Annotated in this window: 6 protein-coding genes; 2 read left to right on the forward strand and 4 right to left on the reverse strand. The window is 59.6% G+C overall.

The features are described 5' to 3' along the window. Positions 1–111: 111 nt before the first annotated feature. The gene (gene pyc, locus FHT92_RS21085) at positions 112–3576 is read right to left on the reverse strand and encodes a pyruvate carboxylase (RefSeq protein ID WP_183828966.1); all 3465 of its coding nucleotides are present in this window, start codon (positions 3574–3576) and stop codon (positions 112–114) included. A 118-nt stretch (positions 3577–3694) separates the two neighbouring features. After that, the gene (locus FHT92_RS21090) at positions 3695–4435 is read right to left on the reverse strand and encodes a LuxR family transcriptional regulator (RefSeq protein ID WP_183828969.1); all 741 of its coding nucleotides are present in this window, start codon (positions 4433–4435) and stop codon (positions 3695–3697) included. A gap of 317 nt (positions 4436–4752) precedes the next feature. Here FHT92_RS21090 and FHT92_RS21095 point away from each other — a divergent pair, with 317 nt between their 5' ends. Beyond that, complete coding sequence (locus FHT92_RS21095; RefSeq protein ID WP_183749795.1) at positions 4753–6516, forward strand: glucan ABC transporter ATP-binding protein/ permease; 1764 nt, start codon at positions 4753–4755, stop codon at positions 6514–6516. Positions 6517–7124: 608 nt separating this feature from the next. Then, positions 7125–8090, forward strand: coding sequence for a magnesium and cobalt transport protein CorA (locus tag FHT92_RS21100; protein ID WP_183828972.1), 966 nt, complete (start codon positions 7125–7127; stop codon positions 8088–8090). Positions 8091–8163: 73 nt separating this feature from the next. Here FHT92_RS21100 and FHT92_RS21105 read toward each other — a convergent pair whose 3' ends face one another. Both FHT92_RS21105 and FHT92_RS21110 read right to left on the reverse strand, forming a co-directional pair. Next, positions 8164–9390, reverse strand: a complete 1227-nt coding sequence (locus FHT92_RS21105; RefSeq protein WP_183828975.1) for an OpgC family protein — start codon at positions 9388–9390, stop codon at positions 8164–8166. A gap of 81 nt (positions 9391–9471) precedes the next feature. After that, positions 9472–18006 carry a GH36-type glycosyl hydrolase domain-containing protein gene (locus FHT92_RS21110; protein WP_183828978.1) on the reverse strand — a complete coding sequence of 2845 codons (8535 nt, stop codon included), beginning with the start codon at positions 18004–18006 and terminating at the stop codon, positions 9472–9474. Positions 18007–18248 lie beyond the last annotated feature (242 nt).

Below are 18248 nucleotides of genomic sequence, written 5' to 3' on the forward strand. Positions count from 1 at the left end.
AGCCTCCTCGCCCGGCAAGGCGAGAAGGCTGCCAACTCGTGGGAAAATCAGCTTTTTATCGGATCGATCGTACACAATCGGGTGATGTCGGAAAGACCGTCCGTCGTCTTTCTAACCGGCATAGACGACGAGCAGATCCTTTGCGTCGATCTGGTCGCCGGCCTTGACCAGGACTTCCGAGACCGTTCCGTCCTTTTCTGCATGCAGCGCCGTTTCCATCTTCATCGCCTCGATGGAGACGAGTACGTCACCGGCACTGACGACCTGGCCCGGCACAACGAAAACGCGCGAGATGACGCCCGGCATCGGCGCCCCGACATGGGTTGCATTGCCCGGCTCCGCCTTGCGGCGGGCCGCAGCGCCCGAAGCGCCATGCGCCCGATCCGGTACCTTGATGCGGCGCGGCTGGCCATTGAGCTCGAAGAAGACAGTAACCATGCCCTGGCTGTCGGTGCCGCTCATCGCCTGATTGACGATAACGAGCGTCTTGCCCTTCTCGATATCGGCAAACAGCTCCTCACCATCGGCAAGACCGTAGAAGTAAGCAGGCGTCGGCAGCACGGAAACCGGACCGTAGGTGTCAGAAGCCAGCGCGAAATCGGTGAAGACCTTCGGATACATGAGGTAGGAGGCGAATTCGAAATCGCTGACCTCACGCTCCAGCTTGGTCTCGATCGCCTTGCGCTCCGCATCGAGGTCGGCATCGTCAAGCAGCGAGCCGGGACGCACCGTATAGGGCTGCTCGCCCTTCAGAGCCTTCTTCTGCAGCGCTTCCGGCCATCCCGACGGAGGCTGGCCGAGATCGCCCTTCAGCATCGAGACGACCGATTCCGGGAAGGAGACTTCCTTCTCAGCGCTGACCACATCGGCAACCGTCAGGTCCTGGCTCACCATCATCAGCGCCATGTCGCCAACGACCTTGGACGACGGCGTCACCTTGACGATATCGCCGAACATCTGGTTGGCGTCGGCATAGGCCTGCGCCACTTGGTGCCAGCGGGTTTCCAAACCCAGCGAGCGGGCCTGTTCCTTGAGGTTGGTGAACTGGCCACCCGGCATTTCGTGCAGGTAGACTTCCGAAGCCGGTCCCTTGAGATCGCTCTCGAATGCCGCATACTGATTGCGAACCGCTTCCCAATAGAAGGAGATGCGGCGGATCCATTCCGGGTCGAGGCCCGGATCGCGCTCGGAGCCACGGAGCGCTTCGACGATGGAGCCGAGGCAGGGCTGCGAGGTATTGCCGGACAATGCGTCCATCGCCGCATCGACAGCATCGACGCCGGCATCCACGGCAGCAAGAACCGTGGCCGCGGCGATGCCCGACGTATCATGCGTGTGGAAGTGGATCGGCAGGCTGGTCGCTTCGCGCAGCGCCTTGAACAGCACCTTGGCCGCAGCCGGCTTCAACAGGCCCGCCATGTCCTTCAATGCGATGATATGCGCGCCGGCCTTTTCGAGCTCGACGGCAAGATCCGTATAATATTTCAGGTCATATTTCGGACGGGCCGAATTGAGGATATCGCCTGTGTAGCAGATCGCCGCCTCACAGAGCTTGTTCTCCTCTGCCACCGCATCCATCGACACACGCATGTTCTCCACCCAGTTCAGGCAGTCGAAGACGCGGAAAAGGTCGATGCCGCCCTTGGCGGCCTGACGGACGAAATATTTCACGACATTGTCAGGATAATTCTTGTAGCCGACGCCGTTCGCTCCGCGCAGCAACATCTGCAGGAGCAGGTTCGGAGCCGCCTCGCGGATCAGCCCCAGACGCTCCCACGGATCCTCGGTCAGAAAGCGCATGGAGACGTCGAAGGTCGCGCCACCCCAGCATTCCAGCGACAAAAGATTCGGCAACGCATGCGCATAGGTGCCGGCGATCCTGGCGATATCATAGGTGCGCATGCGAGTGGCGAGCAGCGACTGGTGACCGTCGCGCATCGTCGTATCGGTCAGCAGCACCTGCTTCTGCTCGCGCATCCACTCGCCGAATTTCTTCGGGCCGAGCTGATCGAGACGCTGCTTCGTACCATCGGGGACCTTACCGCCGTCCGCATAGGGTACCACCGGCTTGGCAGCATCCTCCGATGGCCGCGGGCGATCCTTTGCCTCGGGATGACCGTTGACGGTGACATCGGCGAGGTAGGTCAAAAGCTTGGTCGCGCGGTCCTGGCGCTTGACCTGCTGGAAAAGCTCCGGCGTGGTGTCGATGAAACGTGTCGTATAGGAATTATCCTGGAACTTCGGATGAGTGATGATCGCTTCGAGGAAAGTCAGGTTGGTGGCGACACCGCGGATACGGAATTCGCGCAGTGCGCGGTCCATGCGGGAAATGGCCTCCAGCGGGTTCGGTGCCCAGGCCGTCACCTTCACCAGCAGCGGATCGTAGTAACGGGTGATGATCGCGCCCGTGTAGGACGTGCCGCCATCGAGACGGATGCCGAAACCCGATGCAGAACGATAGGCGGTGATACGGCCGTAATCCGGAATGAAGTTGTGCTCGGGATCTTCCGTCGTGATACGGCACTGCAAGGCATGACCGTTGAGGCGGATGTCCGCCTGCTTCGGCACGCCGGATTCTTCGGTGCCAATTGCAAAGCCATCGAGGATATGGATCTGCGCCTTGACGATATCGATGCCGGTCACGACTTCGGTGACGGTATGCTCGACCTGGATGCGCGGATTGACTTCAATGAAGTAGAATTTGCCGGTATCGGCATCCATCAGATATTCGACGGTACCGGCGCCGACGTAGTTCGTCGCCTGCGCAATCTTGAGTGAATAGGCGGCAAGTTCCTGGCGTTGCGCGTCCGACAGATATGGGGCGGGCGCGCGCTCGACGACCTTCTGATTACGGCGCTGGATGGAGCAGTCGCGCTCGAAGAGATGAACGACATTGCCATGCGTATCGCCGAGGATCTGGCTTTCGACGTGGCGGGCGCGCTCGACGAGTTTTTCGAGATAGACTTCGTCCTTGCCGAAAGCGGCCATCGCCTCGCGCTTGGCTTCCGTCACCTCGCGGGCGAGATCGGCTTCCGAGCGGATGACGCGCATGCCGCGTCCGCCACCGCCCCATGAGGCCTTCAGCATCACGGGATATCCGATCGCGGCAGCCATCTTGGCAACTTCCGCCATGTCGTCGGGCAGCGGCTCTGTCGCCGGAACAACGGGAACGCCGACGGAAATGGCAAGGTTGCGTGCCGCCACCTTATTGCCGAGCTGACGCATAGTGTCGGCCCTGGGACCGATGAAGGTGATGCCTGCAGCATTGCAGGCATCAACGAATTCGGGGCTTTCCGAAAGCAGGCCGTAACCCGGATGAATGGCGTCGGCGCCGGAAAGCTTGGCGACGCGGATCACCTCGTCGATCGAAAGATAGCTTTCGATCGGTCCGAGATCGCGGGAAAGATGCGGGCCGCGGCCGACTTGATAGCTTTCGTCGGCCTTGAAGCGGTGCAGCGCCAGCTTGTCTTCCTCAGCCCATATCGCGACCGTTTTTATTCCGAGTTCATTGGCCGCGCGGAAGACGCGGATGGCGATTTCGGAACGGTTGGCGACAAGAATCTTCGATATGGGCAATGTACTCTCCTCAAAGCACGAAAAACGGGGCATGCTGCACCCGCGAAGAGAATTCTTAACGTGCTGTTACAGAAAGTTCAATTTCCCTCATCTCGACGAAATAGAATTTCTCCAGATCTCAGGTAATCAAACCATACCGGAAAGCAAGCGCCACTGCCTGCTGCCGGTTCTTGGCCCTTAGCTTATCCTGCAGTCCGTTCATGTACCAGTCGACCGTATGATTGGAGATCTTCAGATGCTTGCTGATTTCCATCGAGGTCATGCCCTCGGCAAGATAATGCAGGATTTCCATTTCGCGCCGGGTCAGCTGTGTGTCGGTCATCGGCACCGTTTCCAGCGCGATAGCTTCGCCCTGCAGATCGAGCAGCCGCCAGAAGGCCTTGCGGGCGATCGCCTCGAAAAGCGCGATTTCGGCCGGCGAGAGCTCAACGGGCCTGCCGCCGAGGCTGAGGCTGCCCAGGATGCCGTTTCGTCCATAGATCGGGAAGACATAGCCGTCTTCCAGTCCGTGGCCGAAGGCATCGACCATCATTTGCTCCATCCGACGCTGATGTGGGTCATTCCGAAAGGCGGACATGCTGTCACGCCAGCGGAAAGGCCGCTGCGCATGCGCAAGATACCGCACGGTCGGATCGACGAGCACGTATTTTTTCACGGCATAGACGTGTGACCATCCGTCCGGCCATCGACTGGCCATTGTCACACTCCATGGGTTGTCTCCTTGCTTGGGGTGGCGAAGCAGACCATAGAAATCGAATCCGTATACGCGGATCACCTTATCGAGTTCCTCGACCGCACTTTCGCTGTCGGAACGCTCGCCAAGAATAATAAGTAATTGAACTAGAGTATGAATTTGCACAAAATGCCCCTTGCCCGGACCAACGAGACCGCCGAAACAAGCCTGCTGAGCCGCCGCTGAATGGTCCCTATTAAAAATTGCAGTTCACAAACTGGATGGTGCGCTAGACGCTCCAGGGAATGCAAGCGCAAATTGTCGCGATATATGCCTAAGCAACAATTTCGAAACTATGGCCACTTATCGCATTCGGCGATCACGTGGGCGCACGAATTTTGAAGCCGGATTTCAGACCTGAATGTCCCGTTAATCGTCGGTTCAGGTAGATTTCTGTAGCATCCAACCCTCCTGTTCTTCGCAGATGCAAAAGAGGTCCCGACGTGTCGTTATTCAAGGTCTATGCAAGAGCTCTGCGCTATCTCGGCGCCTACAAGCTCCGCGTATCCCTCGTCGTTATCGCGAATATCGTATTGGCGGCCATCACCATCGCCGAGCCGATCCTGTTCGGCCGTATTATCGATGCGATTTCCGGCAAGGGCGAAGTCAAGCCGATTCTTATGATGTGGGCGGCATTTGCCGTCTTCAATACCATCGCCTTCGTTCTCGTGGCGCGCGAAGCGGACAGGCTGGCCCACGGCCGCCGCGCGACGCTTCTGACGGAGGCCTTCGGGCGCATTATCTCAATGCCGCTTTCCTGGCATCACCAGCGGGGCACGTCCAACGCGCTGCATACGCTGCTGCGTGCTTGCGAAACTCTGTTTGGGCTATGGCTCGAATTCATGCGCAACCATCTTTCGACGGCAATTGCGCTCGGTTTGCTTATCCCGACCGCGATCTCGATGGATTATCGTCTCTCCGCCGTCCTGATCGTGCTCGGCATCGCATACTGGCTCATCGGCCGCGTGGTCATGAGCCGCACGAAGGATGGCCAGGCTTCGGTCGAAAACCACTACCACACCGTCTTCGGCCATGTCAGCGATTCCATCAGCAATGTCTCAGTGCTGCATAGCTATAACCGTATCGAGGCTGAAACCCATGCGCTGAAGTCTTTTGCCGACCGTCTGCTGCAGGCGCAGTATCCGGTGCTCGACTGGTGGGCGCTTGCCAGTGCGCTGAACCGTATGGCCTCGACGATCGCCATGATGATCGTGCTTGTCATCGGCACCGTGCTCGTTCAGAACGGCGAATTGCGCGTTGGTGACGTCATCGCCTTCATCGGCTTTGCCAACCTGCTGATCGCTCGCCTGGACCTGATGCGCCAGTTCGCGACGCAGATCTTCGAAGCACGTTCGAAGCTGGAAGACTTCTACAATCTGGAAGATTCCGTTCGCGAGCGTGAAGAGCCGGCCGGCAACGGCGAAATCAAGGACGTCAAGGGCGATATCGAGTTCGACGACGTCTCCTTCGGCTTCGCCAACAGCTCCCAGGGCCTGCACAACGTGTCCTTCAAGGTGAAGGCCGGCCAGACTGTTGCGATCGTCGGCCCGACCGGCGCCGGCAAGACGACGCTCGTCAACCTGCTCCAGCGCGTCTACGACCCGCAGGGCGGCCGGATCCTCGTCGACGGTCATGATATCAGCAAGGTCACGCGCAAGTCGCTGCGCCGCTATATCGCCACCGTCTTCCAGGATGCAGGCCTGTTGAACCGCTCGATCAGCGACAACATCCGTCTTGGCCGCGAGAATGCTTCGGAAGAGGATATGCGCCGCGCCGCCGAAGCCGCTGCCGCTGCCGACTTCATCGAGAACCGCGACGAGCAGTACGATACCCATGTCGGTGAACGCGGCAACAAGCTGTCCGGCGGTGAGCGCCAGCGTATCGCGATCGCCCGCGCCATCCTCAAGGACGCGCCGATCCTGGTGCTGGACGAGGCAACGTCGGCGCTCGACGTCGAAACGGAAGCCCGCGTCAAGGCTGCAATCGACAACCTGCGCCAGAACCGTACCACTTTCATCATCGCCCACCGTCTTTCGACGGTCCGTGAGGCCGATATGGTGCTGTTCCTGGACAACGGTCGCATCGTCGAGAACGGTAGCTTCGATGAGCTCAGCCACTCGAACGGCCGCTTCGCCGCCCTGCTGCGCGCCAGCGGTATCCTGACGGACGACGAGGTCCGCAAGGCCCACGCGACCGAAGCCGCCTGATCGGCTTCGAACGAAAACAATCAAAAGCCGGAAGGGCACTCCCCTTCCGGCTTTTTTGTTGGATGAAATTCCAGGTGAAGCACTGGCAGCAGGCACTTGGCGTTTGCAGCATCGATCGCAACGCCGAACTGATCCAGGCAGCTTCCTCATAGACGAGATCGGGCGCGACGATCCACTTACCCTGCTTAAGCGAAAGGCATCCAGTCTGCCGCGGCCATCTCTGGCAGCGACACCTACGAAACGGTAGCGGCTGCCGCTCCGGTCAATAACCAGAGCGGAATCGGCTTGCCGCGAAGACGGCCGACCACAGAGCGTTCAGTCCTGATTGGCATCAAGCAGGAAATATTCGGCGGCACGTTACGACTGACCATCAGGTGCGGCCTCGCTTCGGACGACTCGAAGCACATCTTCGTGCTCCTTATGAATGGCATTGCCTTAGGGAACAAAATGGATCGAGGAGCGTAGCCGTTCCATTCGTGATGAACGGCTAGAAAATCAAGATCTCATGGTTATTCGCGAGGTCTTGTCCTTCCGGCTTTGGGCTGCACCTTCTTCCGGAGGGCCGCGAGATGCCGGGGATGGCGGACGCATAATTGAGTGGAGCGTCGATGAGCATTGTTGCCTCCTACCTGTACCGCGATGGTCAGCGAGCAGGGTCCTTCGACATTGACACCGGCACCGTGCCGACGGTGAAGAACGAGTTCGTCTGGATCGGCCTGCACGATCCGGACGAGCGAGAACTTTTTGCCCTGCAAAAAACCTTCCGCCTCCATCATCTTGCGGTGGAAGATGCTCTGAGCCCGATCCAGGTTCCCAAACTCGATATCTACGATGGACAACTCTTCCTCATTACCAAGACCGCCCATCTGGACGGTGACGTCATCGAGTACGGCGAGACGGCAATCTTCGTCGGCGACTATCACGTCGTCACTGTCAGACATGGTTCCGATCGCGGCCATGGCGCACTGCGCAAACAACTTGAAGCCGCGCCCGAGACCCTGAAGAACGGACCAGATTACGTCCTGCACGGCGTGCTGGATTTCATCGTCGATGGATACCTCCCCGTCGTGCAGGCCATAGAGGATCGCGTGCTGGAAATGGAGCAGCGAATGCTCGATGCCTTCCTGAGTCGAGAGCAGATCAAGCGGCTCTTCCGCTTGAGGCGCCAGATCATTCGCTTCCAGCGCGTCCTCGGCCCGATGTCGGAAGTGTGCGGAAAGCTGGTTCACCTCGATCTGCCCTGCATCGACAGCGAGGCACGCAAATACTTCAGGGATGTCAACGACCATATCAGGCGCGTCGAAACCACGACTGGCGGGCTTAAGGACGTCATCACGTCGGTCTTCGAAGCCAGCAACCTTCTGGAGCAGCAGCGCCAGGGCATGATCACCCGCCAGCTGGCAGCCTGGGCTGCGATCGCGGCGGTGCCGACAGCGATCGCCGGCATCTACGGCATGAACTTCGAGAGTATGCCGGAATTGAAAACGGAATACGGCTATTACGTCGTCATCGCCGTCATTCTGAGCCTCTGTGGCATTCTATTTTGGCGTTTTCGGAAATCGGGCTGGCTTTAAGGGAACGAGATCGATCTCCCCATGTCGGGATAGAAGAAAGAGCTGGCGGCCGGCTCTCCAATAAAGCCTCTGCCTATTTCAGTTTGCCGTGGCCGTAAGACTCCGCCGGCCGGTTGATACGGACCGGCACCGGGACGACACCGGCGAGAGGCCGGCCCTTTTCCTGTTCGCGCTTGTATTCGAGATGATAGGCATAGGCGAACTGGACGGCGATGCCGGCAAGCACGAAGATCGGGCCGATGATCTGGTCGCGGTTGGTAATGTAGAGCAGCACCTGTCCAACCATCGCAAGGATGGTGCCGGCGACGAAGATGTTCAGCGAATGCCGGCCGAGGACGGTCAGCGGATGATCGGCCGGGCGGCGGAAGGCCTTCGACACAACGGGAATATTGATCACCAGATAGGCGAGAGCCAACACGTGCAGAAGGCGCGGCAGCGACAGAAATGTCTTGTCGAAATCGGTCAGCACCGCCGGCAGGCCGAGGGCTGCAAGATAGTTCCCGAGATCCCAGAGACGCGCCGTCACCCAGATGAAGGAGAGCACGACATAGCTGAGTGCCAGCGCGAAAAGCAACGGATGACGAGGAAGCGTACCGCCGCGCTTGACATGCATCATCGAGACGACGCCGATCGTAAACAAGAACTGCCAGGAGAAGGGATTGAGGAACCAGTCTCCCTCGAACAACATGTTTTGCGGGGCAAGATGGTAGATGCCCGCAAGCAGCCAGACCGCACCGGAAACCGCTAATGCCAGCAGCGTGCTTTTCTCGTTCAGAAGCAGGATCAGCGGCACCATCAGCATCAGCGCGCCATACATCGGCAGGATGTTGTTGTAGCCGATCTGGTGGCCGAGCAAGAGCAGAGCCGGAATGCCTTCCTTCAGGTTCATCAGCACTGCCAGGATATTGATCTCGACCAATAGTCCCGGCCGGTGAAACAGCCAGGCGCCGCAGATGAAGAGCGCGAGCGTGACGAAGGTGGTGATCATATGGGCGAGGTAAAGCGTGAAGGCGCGCCTTGCCGCCTTGATCGCCATTTCCAGGCGCGCGCCCGGCTTGAAGCGGGCACCGTAGGCAAGGCCGACTGCGATGCCCGAGATCAGTACGAAGGCTTCGGCGGCATCGGAAAAGCCGAAATTTTTGGTCGTAATATATTCGAAGATTTGCCCCGGAACGTGATTGATGAAGATCGTGATGAGCGCAAGACCGCGAATCACATCAAGCCTCGTATCGCGCTTGGACGCCGCTACCGATGTGGAAGTTCGTTGGGCGCCAATGGCTTTGGTCGGCATACCTGCCATGGTGTCTCTCCTGTCATCCGTTTTGCAAACGCTACGCTGGCCAAAAGGGTTCCCCCTGTGGCCACACGAATCGCCGGAAAATCAGCTTGGAGATTGCTGCAATCCGACCGGATATCCCTCGTGGGGATTGGCGACTTCGCTGCCGTCTATCGATAGATTGTAGCCGTCAGCATTGGACGCTTTTGAGACCGAAATGCGGTATTTGCTTCCGCCGCATTCGATCTCTGCCGCAAACCCGTCCCAATTGGAAGGAAGCGACGGGTTCACAAAAAGTTGTCCACCCTTTAGCCGGATACCAAGTATACCCTCCACCACCGCCCGATAGAGCCAGCCGGCCGAGCCGGTGTACCAGGTCCAGCCACCACGCCCGACATAGGGTTCATGCCCATAGACATCGGCTGCCACGACGTAGGGCTCGACGCGATACCGTTCGGCCGCCGCCTTGTCCAGCGAATGGGTGATCGGGTTGAGGATCTGAAAGCAGCGCAGGGCATCGTCACCCCGCTTCAATTCCGCCAGCGCCATGACCACCCAGGTGGCGGCATGCGTATACTGGCCGCCATTCTCGCGAACGCCGGGCGGATAGGCCCCGATATAGCCTGGATCCTTCGGCGACCTTTCAAAAGGCGGGGTGAAAAGGCGGATGATCCGTGCATCCTCGTCAACCAGCCGGTCGAGCACCGCATCCATCGCCTTGACGGCCCGCTTCGGATCACCTTCGCCCGAGAGCACACTCCAGGACTGTGCAATCGAATCGATCTGGCATTCGAGGCTCTCCTTCGAGCCGAGTGGCGTGCCGTCGTCGAAAGTGCCGCGGCGGTAATAGCCGCCGTCCCAGGCAACGTTTTCGAGCGCCGTCTTGAGTTCGATGAGATGCGCCTTCCAATGCTGCGTACGGACTTTGTCGCCGCGGTCTTCGGCATACGGTATGAAAGAGCGCAGTGTTCCGGCAAGGAACCAGCCGAGCCAGACACTCGTGCCGCTGCCGTCGATGCCGACGCGATTCATCCCGTCATTCCAGTCGCCGCCAAGGAAGAGCGGCAGGCCGTTCGTTCCCTTGCGAGCAATGGCGAGGTCGAGCGCCAGAGCTGCATGTTCATAAATGGTTGCCGTATCCTCGGATATTTCCGGCTTGAAGAAAGAGTCATGCTGGCCTTCCAGCAGCGCAGGCCCATCGAGGAAGGCAACCTGCTCGTCGAGCACGCTTTTGTCGCCGCTGACGGTACAGTAATGATCGATCGCATAGGCGAGCCACACGACATCGTCGGAAATCATGGTGCGTACGCCCGCCCCCGTCTCCGGCAGCCACCAGTGCTGTACGTCCCCCTCGCGAAACTGGCGCGAGGCCGCGTTGATGATCTGCCCTCGCGCAAGCCCAGGCTCCTGCGGCACGAAGGCTAGTGTATCCTGCAATTGGTCGCGGAAGCCGAAGGCACCGCTCGCCTGGTAGAAGGCCGTCCGCGCCATGATGCGGCAGCCGAGGCTCTGATAGGGCAGCCAAGTATTGACAAGGTTGTTCATGCCCTGATCCGGCGTCGAGATCTGCAGCCTGCCGGTGAATTCCTGCCAGAAGCCCCGGTTTGCCTGCACCGCTTCATCGAACGAGGCCTTTCTGATATCGGCAAGCAGGACGCGCGCCTCCTCTTCGGTCGACGCATCACCCAGAAAGAGAGTGACGTCACGCTCTTCGCCGGCGCCCAGCTCGATATCGATCGCAAAGATCGCTGCCGGATCGCCGTCGAGCTCCGTGGAACCGGAGAGAGCAGCGGCTGAAGTGACGGCGACAGGCGCCACAATCGTCCCGCTCTTGCCGATGAACTCGCGACGACTTGCCGAGAAACTCGAAACCGTCTCGCTCGCGGCGAAGAAGGCGGTGCGACCCGAATAGTCGATGCTGTAGGGGTTCGCCGCAAACAGCGCCCCTGTCTCCTCGTCATGTTTCGACAGGACGAAAGAGGCGGTCTTCTGCGGATTATTCCCAAGGACCCATTCGACATAGGCGTAGAGCCTGAGCTTACGGCTTGCCGAGCCGGCGTTGCGCAGGCGCAGGCGCTGCAGCTTCACCGGCTTCTCGCGATGCACGGTCTGCGTCACTTCGAGCGCGATCTCGTGCTGCGTGCTGGAGAAGCTGGAATAGCCGAGGCCGTGGCGCGCTTCGAATCGAATGTCATTGCGCCGGGAAAGTCCTGCAAACGGCGTCATGACCGCACCGCTTTCGAGATCCGCTATGTAGAGGGCTTCGCCGGAACGGTTGATGACTGCGTCGTTCGACCAGGGGGTGAGCTGGTAGTCACGCGAATTGACGCTCCAGGTGAAACCGGCACCTTCCGCCGATACATGGAAACCGAAGCGGTCGTTCGAGATGACATTGATCCAAGGCTGCGGCGTCGCCTGCCCGCCCGGGAGACGCACGACATATTCGCTGCCGCCGCGGACAAAGCCGCCGATGCCATTCCAGAAGTCGAGATCGCCTTCTTCATCAATGACAACGGTCTTGATAGCCGGGGCCGGCAGAGGCGTTACACGCTTGATCGCCATCCTGGCGCGCTCGGTTTGTTCCGTGTTCTCAGGCTCTTCCTTATCGGGCGTAAACAGTATGCGGGCGCGATTCATCTGGTCGACAACCTTGCCGTTCTTGGCATGCAGTGTCACCCGCGAGGCGGCGATCAGCGCCTGATAGGTGCTCTCCTCCATCAAATCCTTGCGGACCGCGAAAATATGCTGTCGCAAGCCGTCGGCATGACCGAGGCGGCGCACGTTTTCGCACATGGCGTCGAGTGCGTGCTGCATATCCTGTGCATAGGACGAGGCGCGCTCGTTCATGATGACGAGATCGGCAGCCACCCCACGCGAGCGCAGATATTCCTGCGCCAGGAGCGCTTCGCGGGCGATTTCGAGGTCCATGTCGTCGTCGATGCGCAGTGTGAAGATTGGGAAATCCCCCGAAATCGCCAGCGGCCAGAGCGCCGACTGCGACTGCATGCCGGCTCGGACGGCGCCGTGGTCGCCGCGAAGTTGCATATCGGGATAGACAAGGTAGCGGCCAAGATGCTGGAACGCTGCCGCCTGCTGCGAGCTGACACCGACATGGCGCATCTGCACCTGTGTGCGCGTCCAGGCCTGGATGAGTTCGTGGTTGAAGGCATCCGGATGGCGATAGCGATCGATGGCCTTGTCCACCTCGGCACGGCTTGGTGCTGCAATCGTCCAGAAGATCACGCTCACCTTCTTGCCGGCTGGCACGCGCACCATCCGGCGCAACGACAGGATGGGATCCAAAGTGAAACCATCGGTGCCGGAAAGGGTAGCACCCGGATCGAAGGCAGCGGCACTCGAAAGAGTGCGGCCACGGCCGATAAACGTCCGCCGGTCGGTTTCGAATTCCGTGTGCCGCGTATCCCCGCCATTGTCGACTATCAGATGCGCGAGACTCATATCCGGTTCGTTCGGATCGCGCTTGTTACGCTCGGCACGGATGACATCGCCGCGATTGTCGATCTCTGTTTTCACGAACATGCGGGCGAAAGCCGGATGCGCGCTGTCCGTGTCGTCGGATGTAATGACCGGCTCGAGATAGGACGTCACTTCGATGAAGCGATCTTCCGTGCCCATGTTGAATAGCGTCAGGCGGCGGGCTTCCGCATCATGTTCGGTGGCAACGATGCATTCGATCTCGCTCGAAAGTTCGCCAAGAACTTTGCTGAACACGGCCTTCTCGTCAGCAAATTCCACTCGGACCGTTTCGCCCTCCACGCTCTTTGGCTCCGATGTGGCTGACCACCATTCATGGGTCTCCGTGTCGCGCAGGAAGATGAAATTGCCCCAGCGGTCTTCGGTCGGATCTGCTTTCCAGCGGGAGACGGATAGACCGTTCCAGCGGGCATAACCCGCACCCGTTGCCGTCAGCATCAGGGAATAGTGGCCGTTCGACAGGAAGACGAGCTCGCGTTCGCACGAAGCCGGATCGTCGATCTTGCGGATAACGGGCCGCATCAAATCGTCCTGGATGCTGGCGGGCGTACTGGATTCATCCTTGCCGCTCATGACGGAGATGTCGCGCGGGGCTTTTTCCTGCAGCAGCAGTTCAGCCGCCTCGATGACAGGATCGGAGTGGAAGAGCTCACGCAGCATGCCGTCGAAAGCGACGTTGGCCACGGCTGCGATCGACATGCCGTGATGGTGCGCATAGTAGTTGTAGACGACAGCGCATTGCCTGCCTTCAGGCACGCGTGTTGGCGTGAAGTCGACGGCGTCGTGAAAGCCGAACTTGCCGAGAGCGCCGAGCTTGCGAAGCCTCTGCAGGTTTTCAAGTGATGTCCCCGGATAATATTGGCTGGCGAGCAGCGAGGCATAGGGTGCGATGACGGCATTGTGGCCGAGACCGCGCTTCAGGCCGAGCGTCGGCACGCCGAAGTTCGTGTACTGATAGTTGAGGTTGTGGTCGCGAGCATTGAAGGCTGCTTCCGAGATGCCCCAGGGCGTGCCGAGCTTACGGGCATGGTTCATCTGTTCGACGATGACGAGATTGTTGGTCTGGTTGAGGATGCCTCCGCCGCGCTCCTGCATGACGAGCGGCGGCATTAGATATTCGAACATCGAGCCGGACCAGGAGACCAGCGCTCCGCGCGAGCCGACCGGAACGACCTGCCGGCCGAGCTTATACCAATGCTCCGTCGGCAGGTCGCCCTTGGCGATGCCGAAGAGCGAGGTGAGACGGCATTCCGAAGCCAGAAGGTCATAACAGGCCGCATCGAGCTCGCCGCTTTCCACGCGATAACCAATCGACAGCAGGCGACGCTCCGGACGGTATAGAAAGCCGAAATCCATCGAAAAGGCGAGATCGCGGGTCTTGTCGCGGAGCGCGACCAGGCGGGGGCGCAATGCATCGATATTGGAAAGGTCGAAGGTACTATCGGAGATGTGAGCCTCGCAGACCTCGACCAGCGAGGCCGCCCACAACGTGACCTCTTCCGTCTGCTTCGACTTCACCTCGTGATGCAGGTTGCCGGCAAGGTTCTGGATGTCGCGCGCCAGGACCGCAAGGTTGATGACACGGATCGAGGCAAACTCGTGCTCGCGCTTGACAGCGGCAAGTGCATTCTGAAAGCCGGAAATGCGTTCTTCCAGACGGCGGCGCAGTGGCCGCACGGTCTTGCGGTCATCGGGAAGATCGGCCAGCACTTCACCGAGGATGCCCGCCGTATCACCCACACCGTCGAGATTCCCCTGGACATGTGCCGAAGGTGCTTCCGCCCAGTCGCGGCAAGCCGCTGAAACGGCAATCAGGTGACCGGCCAGATTACCGCTGTCGACTGCCGAAACATAGCGAGGTCCAAGCGTCTGCAGCGTATCGGTGTGATACCAATTGAAGAGATGGCCGCGGAACTTTTCCATGCGGTCGATCGTGGCGATCGTATGCTCCAGGCGCTCGATCGTCTCCTCGAAGGAGAACCAGCCGAACTGGCGGCCGGAAATGACGGATAGGAGATAGACGCCGATATTTGTGGGCGAAGTGCGCGTCGCGACGATGACGTGGGGCGTTTCCTGTACGTTGTCGGGCGGCAGATGGTTCTGCTCTGCGGTCGTGAAGGTTTCGAAGTAACGCCAGGTGCGGCGCGCGATCTTGCGCAGTTCGCCGGAGACCGCGTCCGATATGTTGAGCCGGTCTTCCGTCTCGGCCGACTGGCTCACATACCAGGCGACGGCGGGCGAACAGATCCAGAGCAGCGCGAAGGGAATGCCGACCAAGAAAGAGTCGTTGCTCGACAATGCGGCGAAAACAACCGACAAAATCGCCAGAACCGGAGCATGCCACATCGCTCCATAGTAGGAGAGGATGGTGCCCTGCTTCCCGGCCCCGACACTGGCCGCGGTGCGCCATTGCAAGAGCAGCTTGCGGCTGACGAAGAGACGGTAGAGCGATCGTCCGATCGCGTCCGCCATCATGCAGACAGTGTCGGCGATAAAGATAATGCGCAGTGCCACCTGAGCATTGGCAGCCGCGACATCCGACCAGACAGTATAAAGATGGGCGCGGGCGACGACATCGCTGGTCCGCGGAATGATACCATTGATGAGCGAAAGGGTTGGCGCCACGAACAGGCAGAAGATCAACAGGATCTGCCAGATCAGCGCCCCAAATGGCTCCATCAGATACCAGCCGAGCACGGAAGCGAGGAACCAGGCGATCGGTGTCGCCGACCGGCGCAGATTGTCGAACATCTTCCAACGCCCGAGCGCCGTAACACCGCGTTTCGGGCTGAACATATAGGGCAAAAGCTGCCAATCGCCCCGCGCCCAGCGATGCTGGCGTGAGCTCTCGACCTCATAGCGAACCGGGAAGTCTTCGACGAGTTCGAGATCGGTAACGAGTGCGCAGCGCGCCATCGACCCCTCGAGAAGGTCATGGCTGAGCACCGAATTCTCTTCGATACGACCTTTGAGCGAAGCCTCGAAAGCATCGACATGATAAAGACCCTTGCCGGTAAACGTGCCTTCGCCGGCAAGGTCCTGATAAACATCCGAAACCGTGAAGACGTAGGGATCGAGGCCGCGATTGATCGAAAAGACACGCTGGAAGACCGAGGCATCCTTGCCGGTCGTCAGTGACGGTGTGACGCGCGGCTGCAAAATGCCGTAGCCGCTTTCGACACGCCCGCTTTTCAGGTTGATGGTCGGACGGTTGATCGGATGGTGGAGCTTGCCAACGAGTTTGGTGACGATATCGCGCATCAGCCGCGTGTCGGCATCGAGCGTCATGACATATTGAACGTCGGCCGGTAGGGTATTGGCGCCCGGCAGAAAGGTGGTGTCTCGATCGCCGCGCAGCAGCAGGTTCAGCTCGTGCAGCTTGCCACGTTTGCGCTCCCAGCCCATCCAGACGCCTTCAGATGGATTATGGAGCCGGCGGCGGTGCAGTAAATAGAAACGCGTCTTGCCGTCATGGGCGTAGCGAGCCGAAAGATTGGCGATCTCCCGGCGCGCATATTCCAGGACTTCCAGATCGGCGGAGGTTTCCTCCACATCGCTGTCCGGCCAGTCGCTGAGCAACGCGAAATAGATCTCGCCGCGCGGATTGGCGAGATAGTGAACCTCGAGGTTGCGCACCATCTCGTCGACGCTGTCACGATTGGAGATCAGGCATGGTACGACGAGCAGAGTGCGCGCATCCGCAGGAATGCCCTGCTTGAATTCATAACCGACGAGCCGCGCCGGCGTGACGAGGAAGGAAAGCGCTGTGTTGAAAAAGCCGGTTGCGCCTTCCGACGCGGGCAGCGAGAAGAGGATCAGCAGTAAGGCGATTTCAATTGGCCCCATGCCGGCCTCGACCATGAAGCTTCCAACTACAGCCATGGCGATGATGGTGATCATCACGACGGGAACGGCGATCGCCATCCAGTTGAACTTCCGCACCGAGCGAACGAAATGCTGCGCCAGTGTTGGACGATAGTTTGCCCGCGCTTCGAGTTTCGGGCGTTGAGTCCCCGTAATGAAATCGCCGATGTTGGGCTCGTGCCCCAGCGGCTCATCGGAAAGCCCGGCCTCTACCACCATGTCTATGGCAAGCTTGGCGATTTCCACCTCGCTCAGCGGCGAGTGCATGGCAAGCTTTTCGATCTGTCTGCGATAGGTATTGCGCGAGCCGGAATCGAGATTGCCATAATCAGAATGATCCCAGAGCAGTCTGTCGACACGGCTGACCTGCTCGACCCAGACGGACCAGTCCGCATCGTTTATTTCACGCAGGCTGCGGATGATATTACCCATCATCACGTTGCCGGAGGAGAGCCGGCCGTGTTCCGCCATCAGCGCTTCTTCGCTGTCACGACCGAGCTTCTCAAGCCGCTCGTCGAGCCAGGAAATGGCGAGGCTCGAACTCCGTGAGCCATCACGCATGCGGTAAAGAAATTGCGTCGAAAACGTATTGTCCTCGGCAAACTCTTCGAGCGTCTTCAGATAGGCAGCGGCCTTTGCCGTGTCGGCAAGGCGGACCAATTCGTCGGCAGCCTCGTTGGCACGGCGACGCAGGCGGCGGCTCCGTTCGACGCGGCTCGAAATACGGCGGAGATTTTCGACGAGCACGTAGCGCACCAGCGTCGGCAACGCCCAGAGCTCGCCGATCTTCAGCGTCTCGTGCTGCTGGAAGCCGTCGACCAGCGCCGTCAGGCTTTCCTGCGAGACGGTGCTGTGGGTATGGGCGACATAGAGCCAGGCGAGAACGAGCGTGCGCGGGATACCGACTCCCCCGACGTTCATAAGCGGCAGTTCGCGATAGAAACGGCGCGGGAAATCGCGGCGGATTTCCTGAATGGCCTCTTCGACGATGTAATGATTGTCGAGCAGCCATTCGGCCGCCGGCGTGATCGTCTCTCCGGCTTCGACATCGGCTGCGGTCGTGCGGTAGACTCGCAGGATCTCCTTCTCGTTTTCCCTGGTGCGCGAGAAGAAGTCGAAAGGCGTGAAGGCAGGCAACGCGCTGACTGCACCGCTGGCTACACCTTCGCCCATCGCCCTGATGTCTTCGTTGGATAAATAGGTCGAGCGGATCGAGTCGTTGTGGTCGATCTGCTTCTCGGACGCGCGCGACAGGCTCGGAGATGGATTGGAAATGTTCATGGCTTTCGGTTCTGGATCCAAACAGCTCTCTTATTCCGGCTAGGTCTGCACTGCTTGCGATGACTGTCGCATGAACGGGCTGGTCATCTTCGAGATCAGCAAAACCAGGATCGACAGGAGGCTTGCTCCCTTTCGGCGACAGGCCATCCGGATGATGGCATGACTTTACGGATGGCCGTGGCTTTCCAGCGCCCCTGCGAAGCCACTGGAGAAACTTGGACGCAATCGAAATAATTCAAGGC

Origin of the sequence: Rhizobium sp. BK377 (genome assembly GCF_014193935.1) — a bacterium.
In the GTDB taxonomy this organism is placed as follows: Bacteria; Pseudomonadota; Alphaproteobacteria; order Rhizobiales; family Rhizobiaceae; genus Rhizobium.

Bases quoted from the DNA above. Each gene is read 5' to 3' on its own strand.
- FHT92_RS21100 (WP_183828972.1), top strand. From the start codon at position 7,125: ATGAGCATTGTTGCCTCCTACCTGTACCGCGATGGTCAGCGAGCAGGG.
- FHT92_RS21105 (WP_183828975.1), bottom strand. From the start codon at position 9,390: ATGGCAGGTATGCCGACCAAAGCCATTGGCGCCCAACGAACTTCCACA.
- FHT92_RS21110 (WP_183828978.1), bottom strand. From the start codon at position 18,006: ATGAACATTTCCAATCCATCTCCGAGCCTGTCGCGCGCGTCCGAGAAG.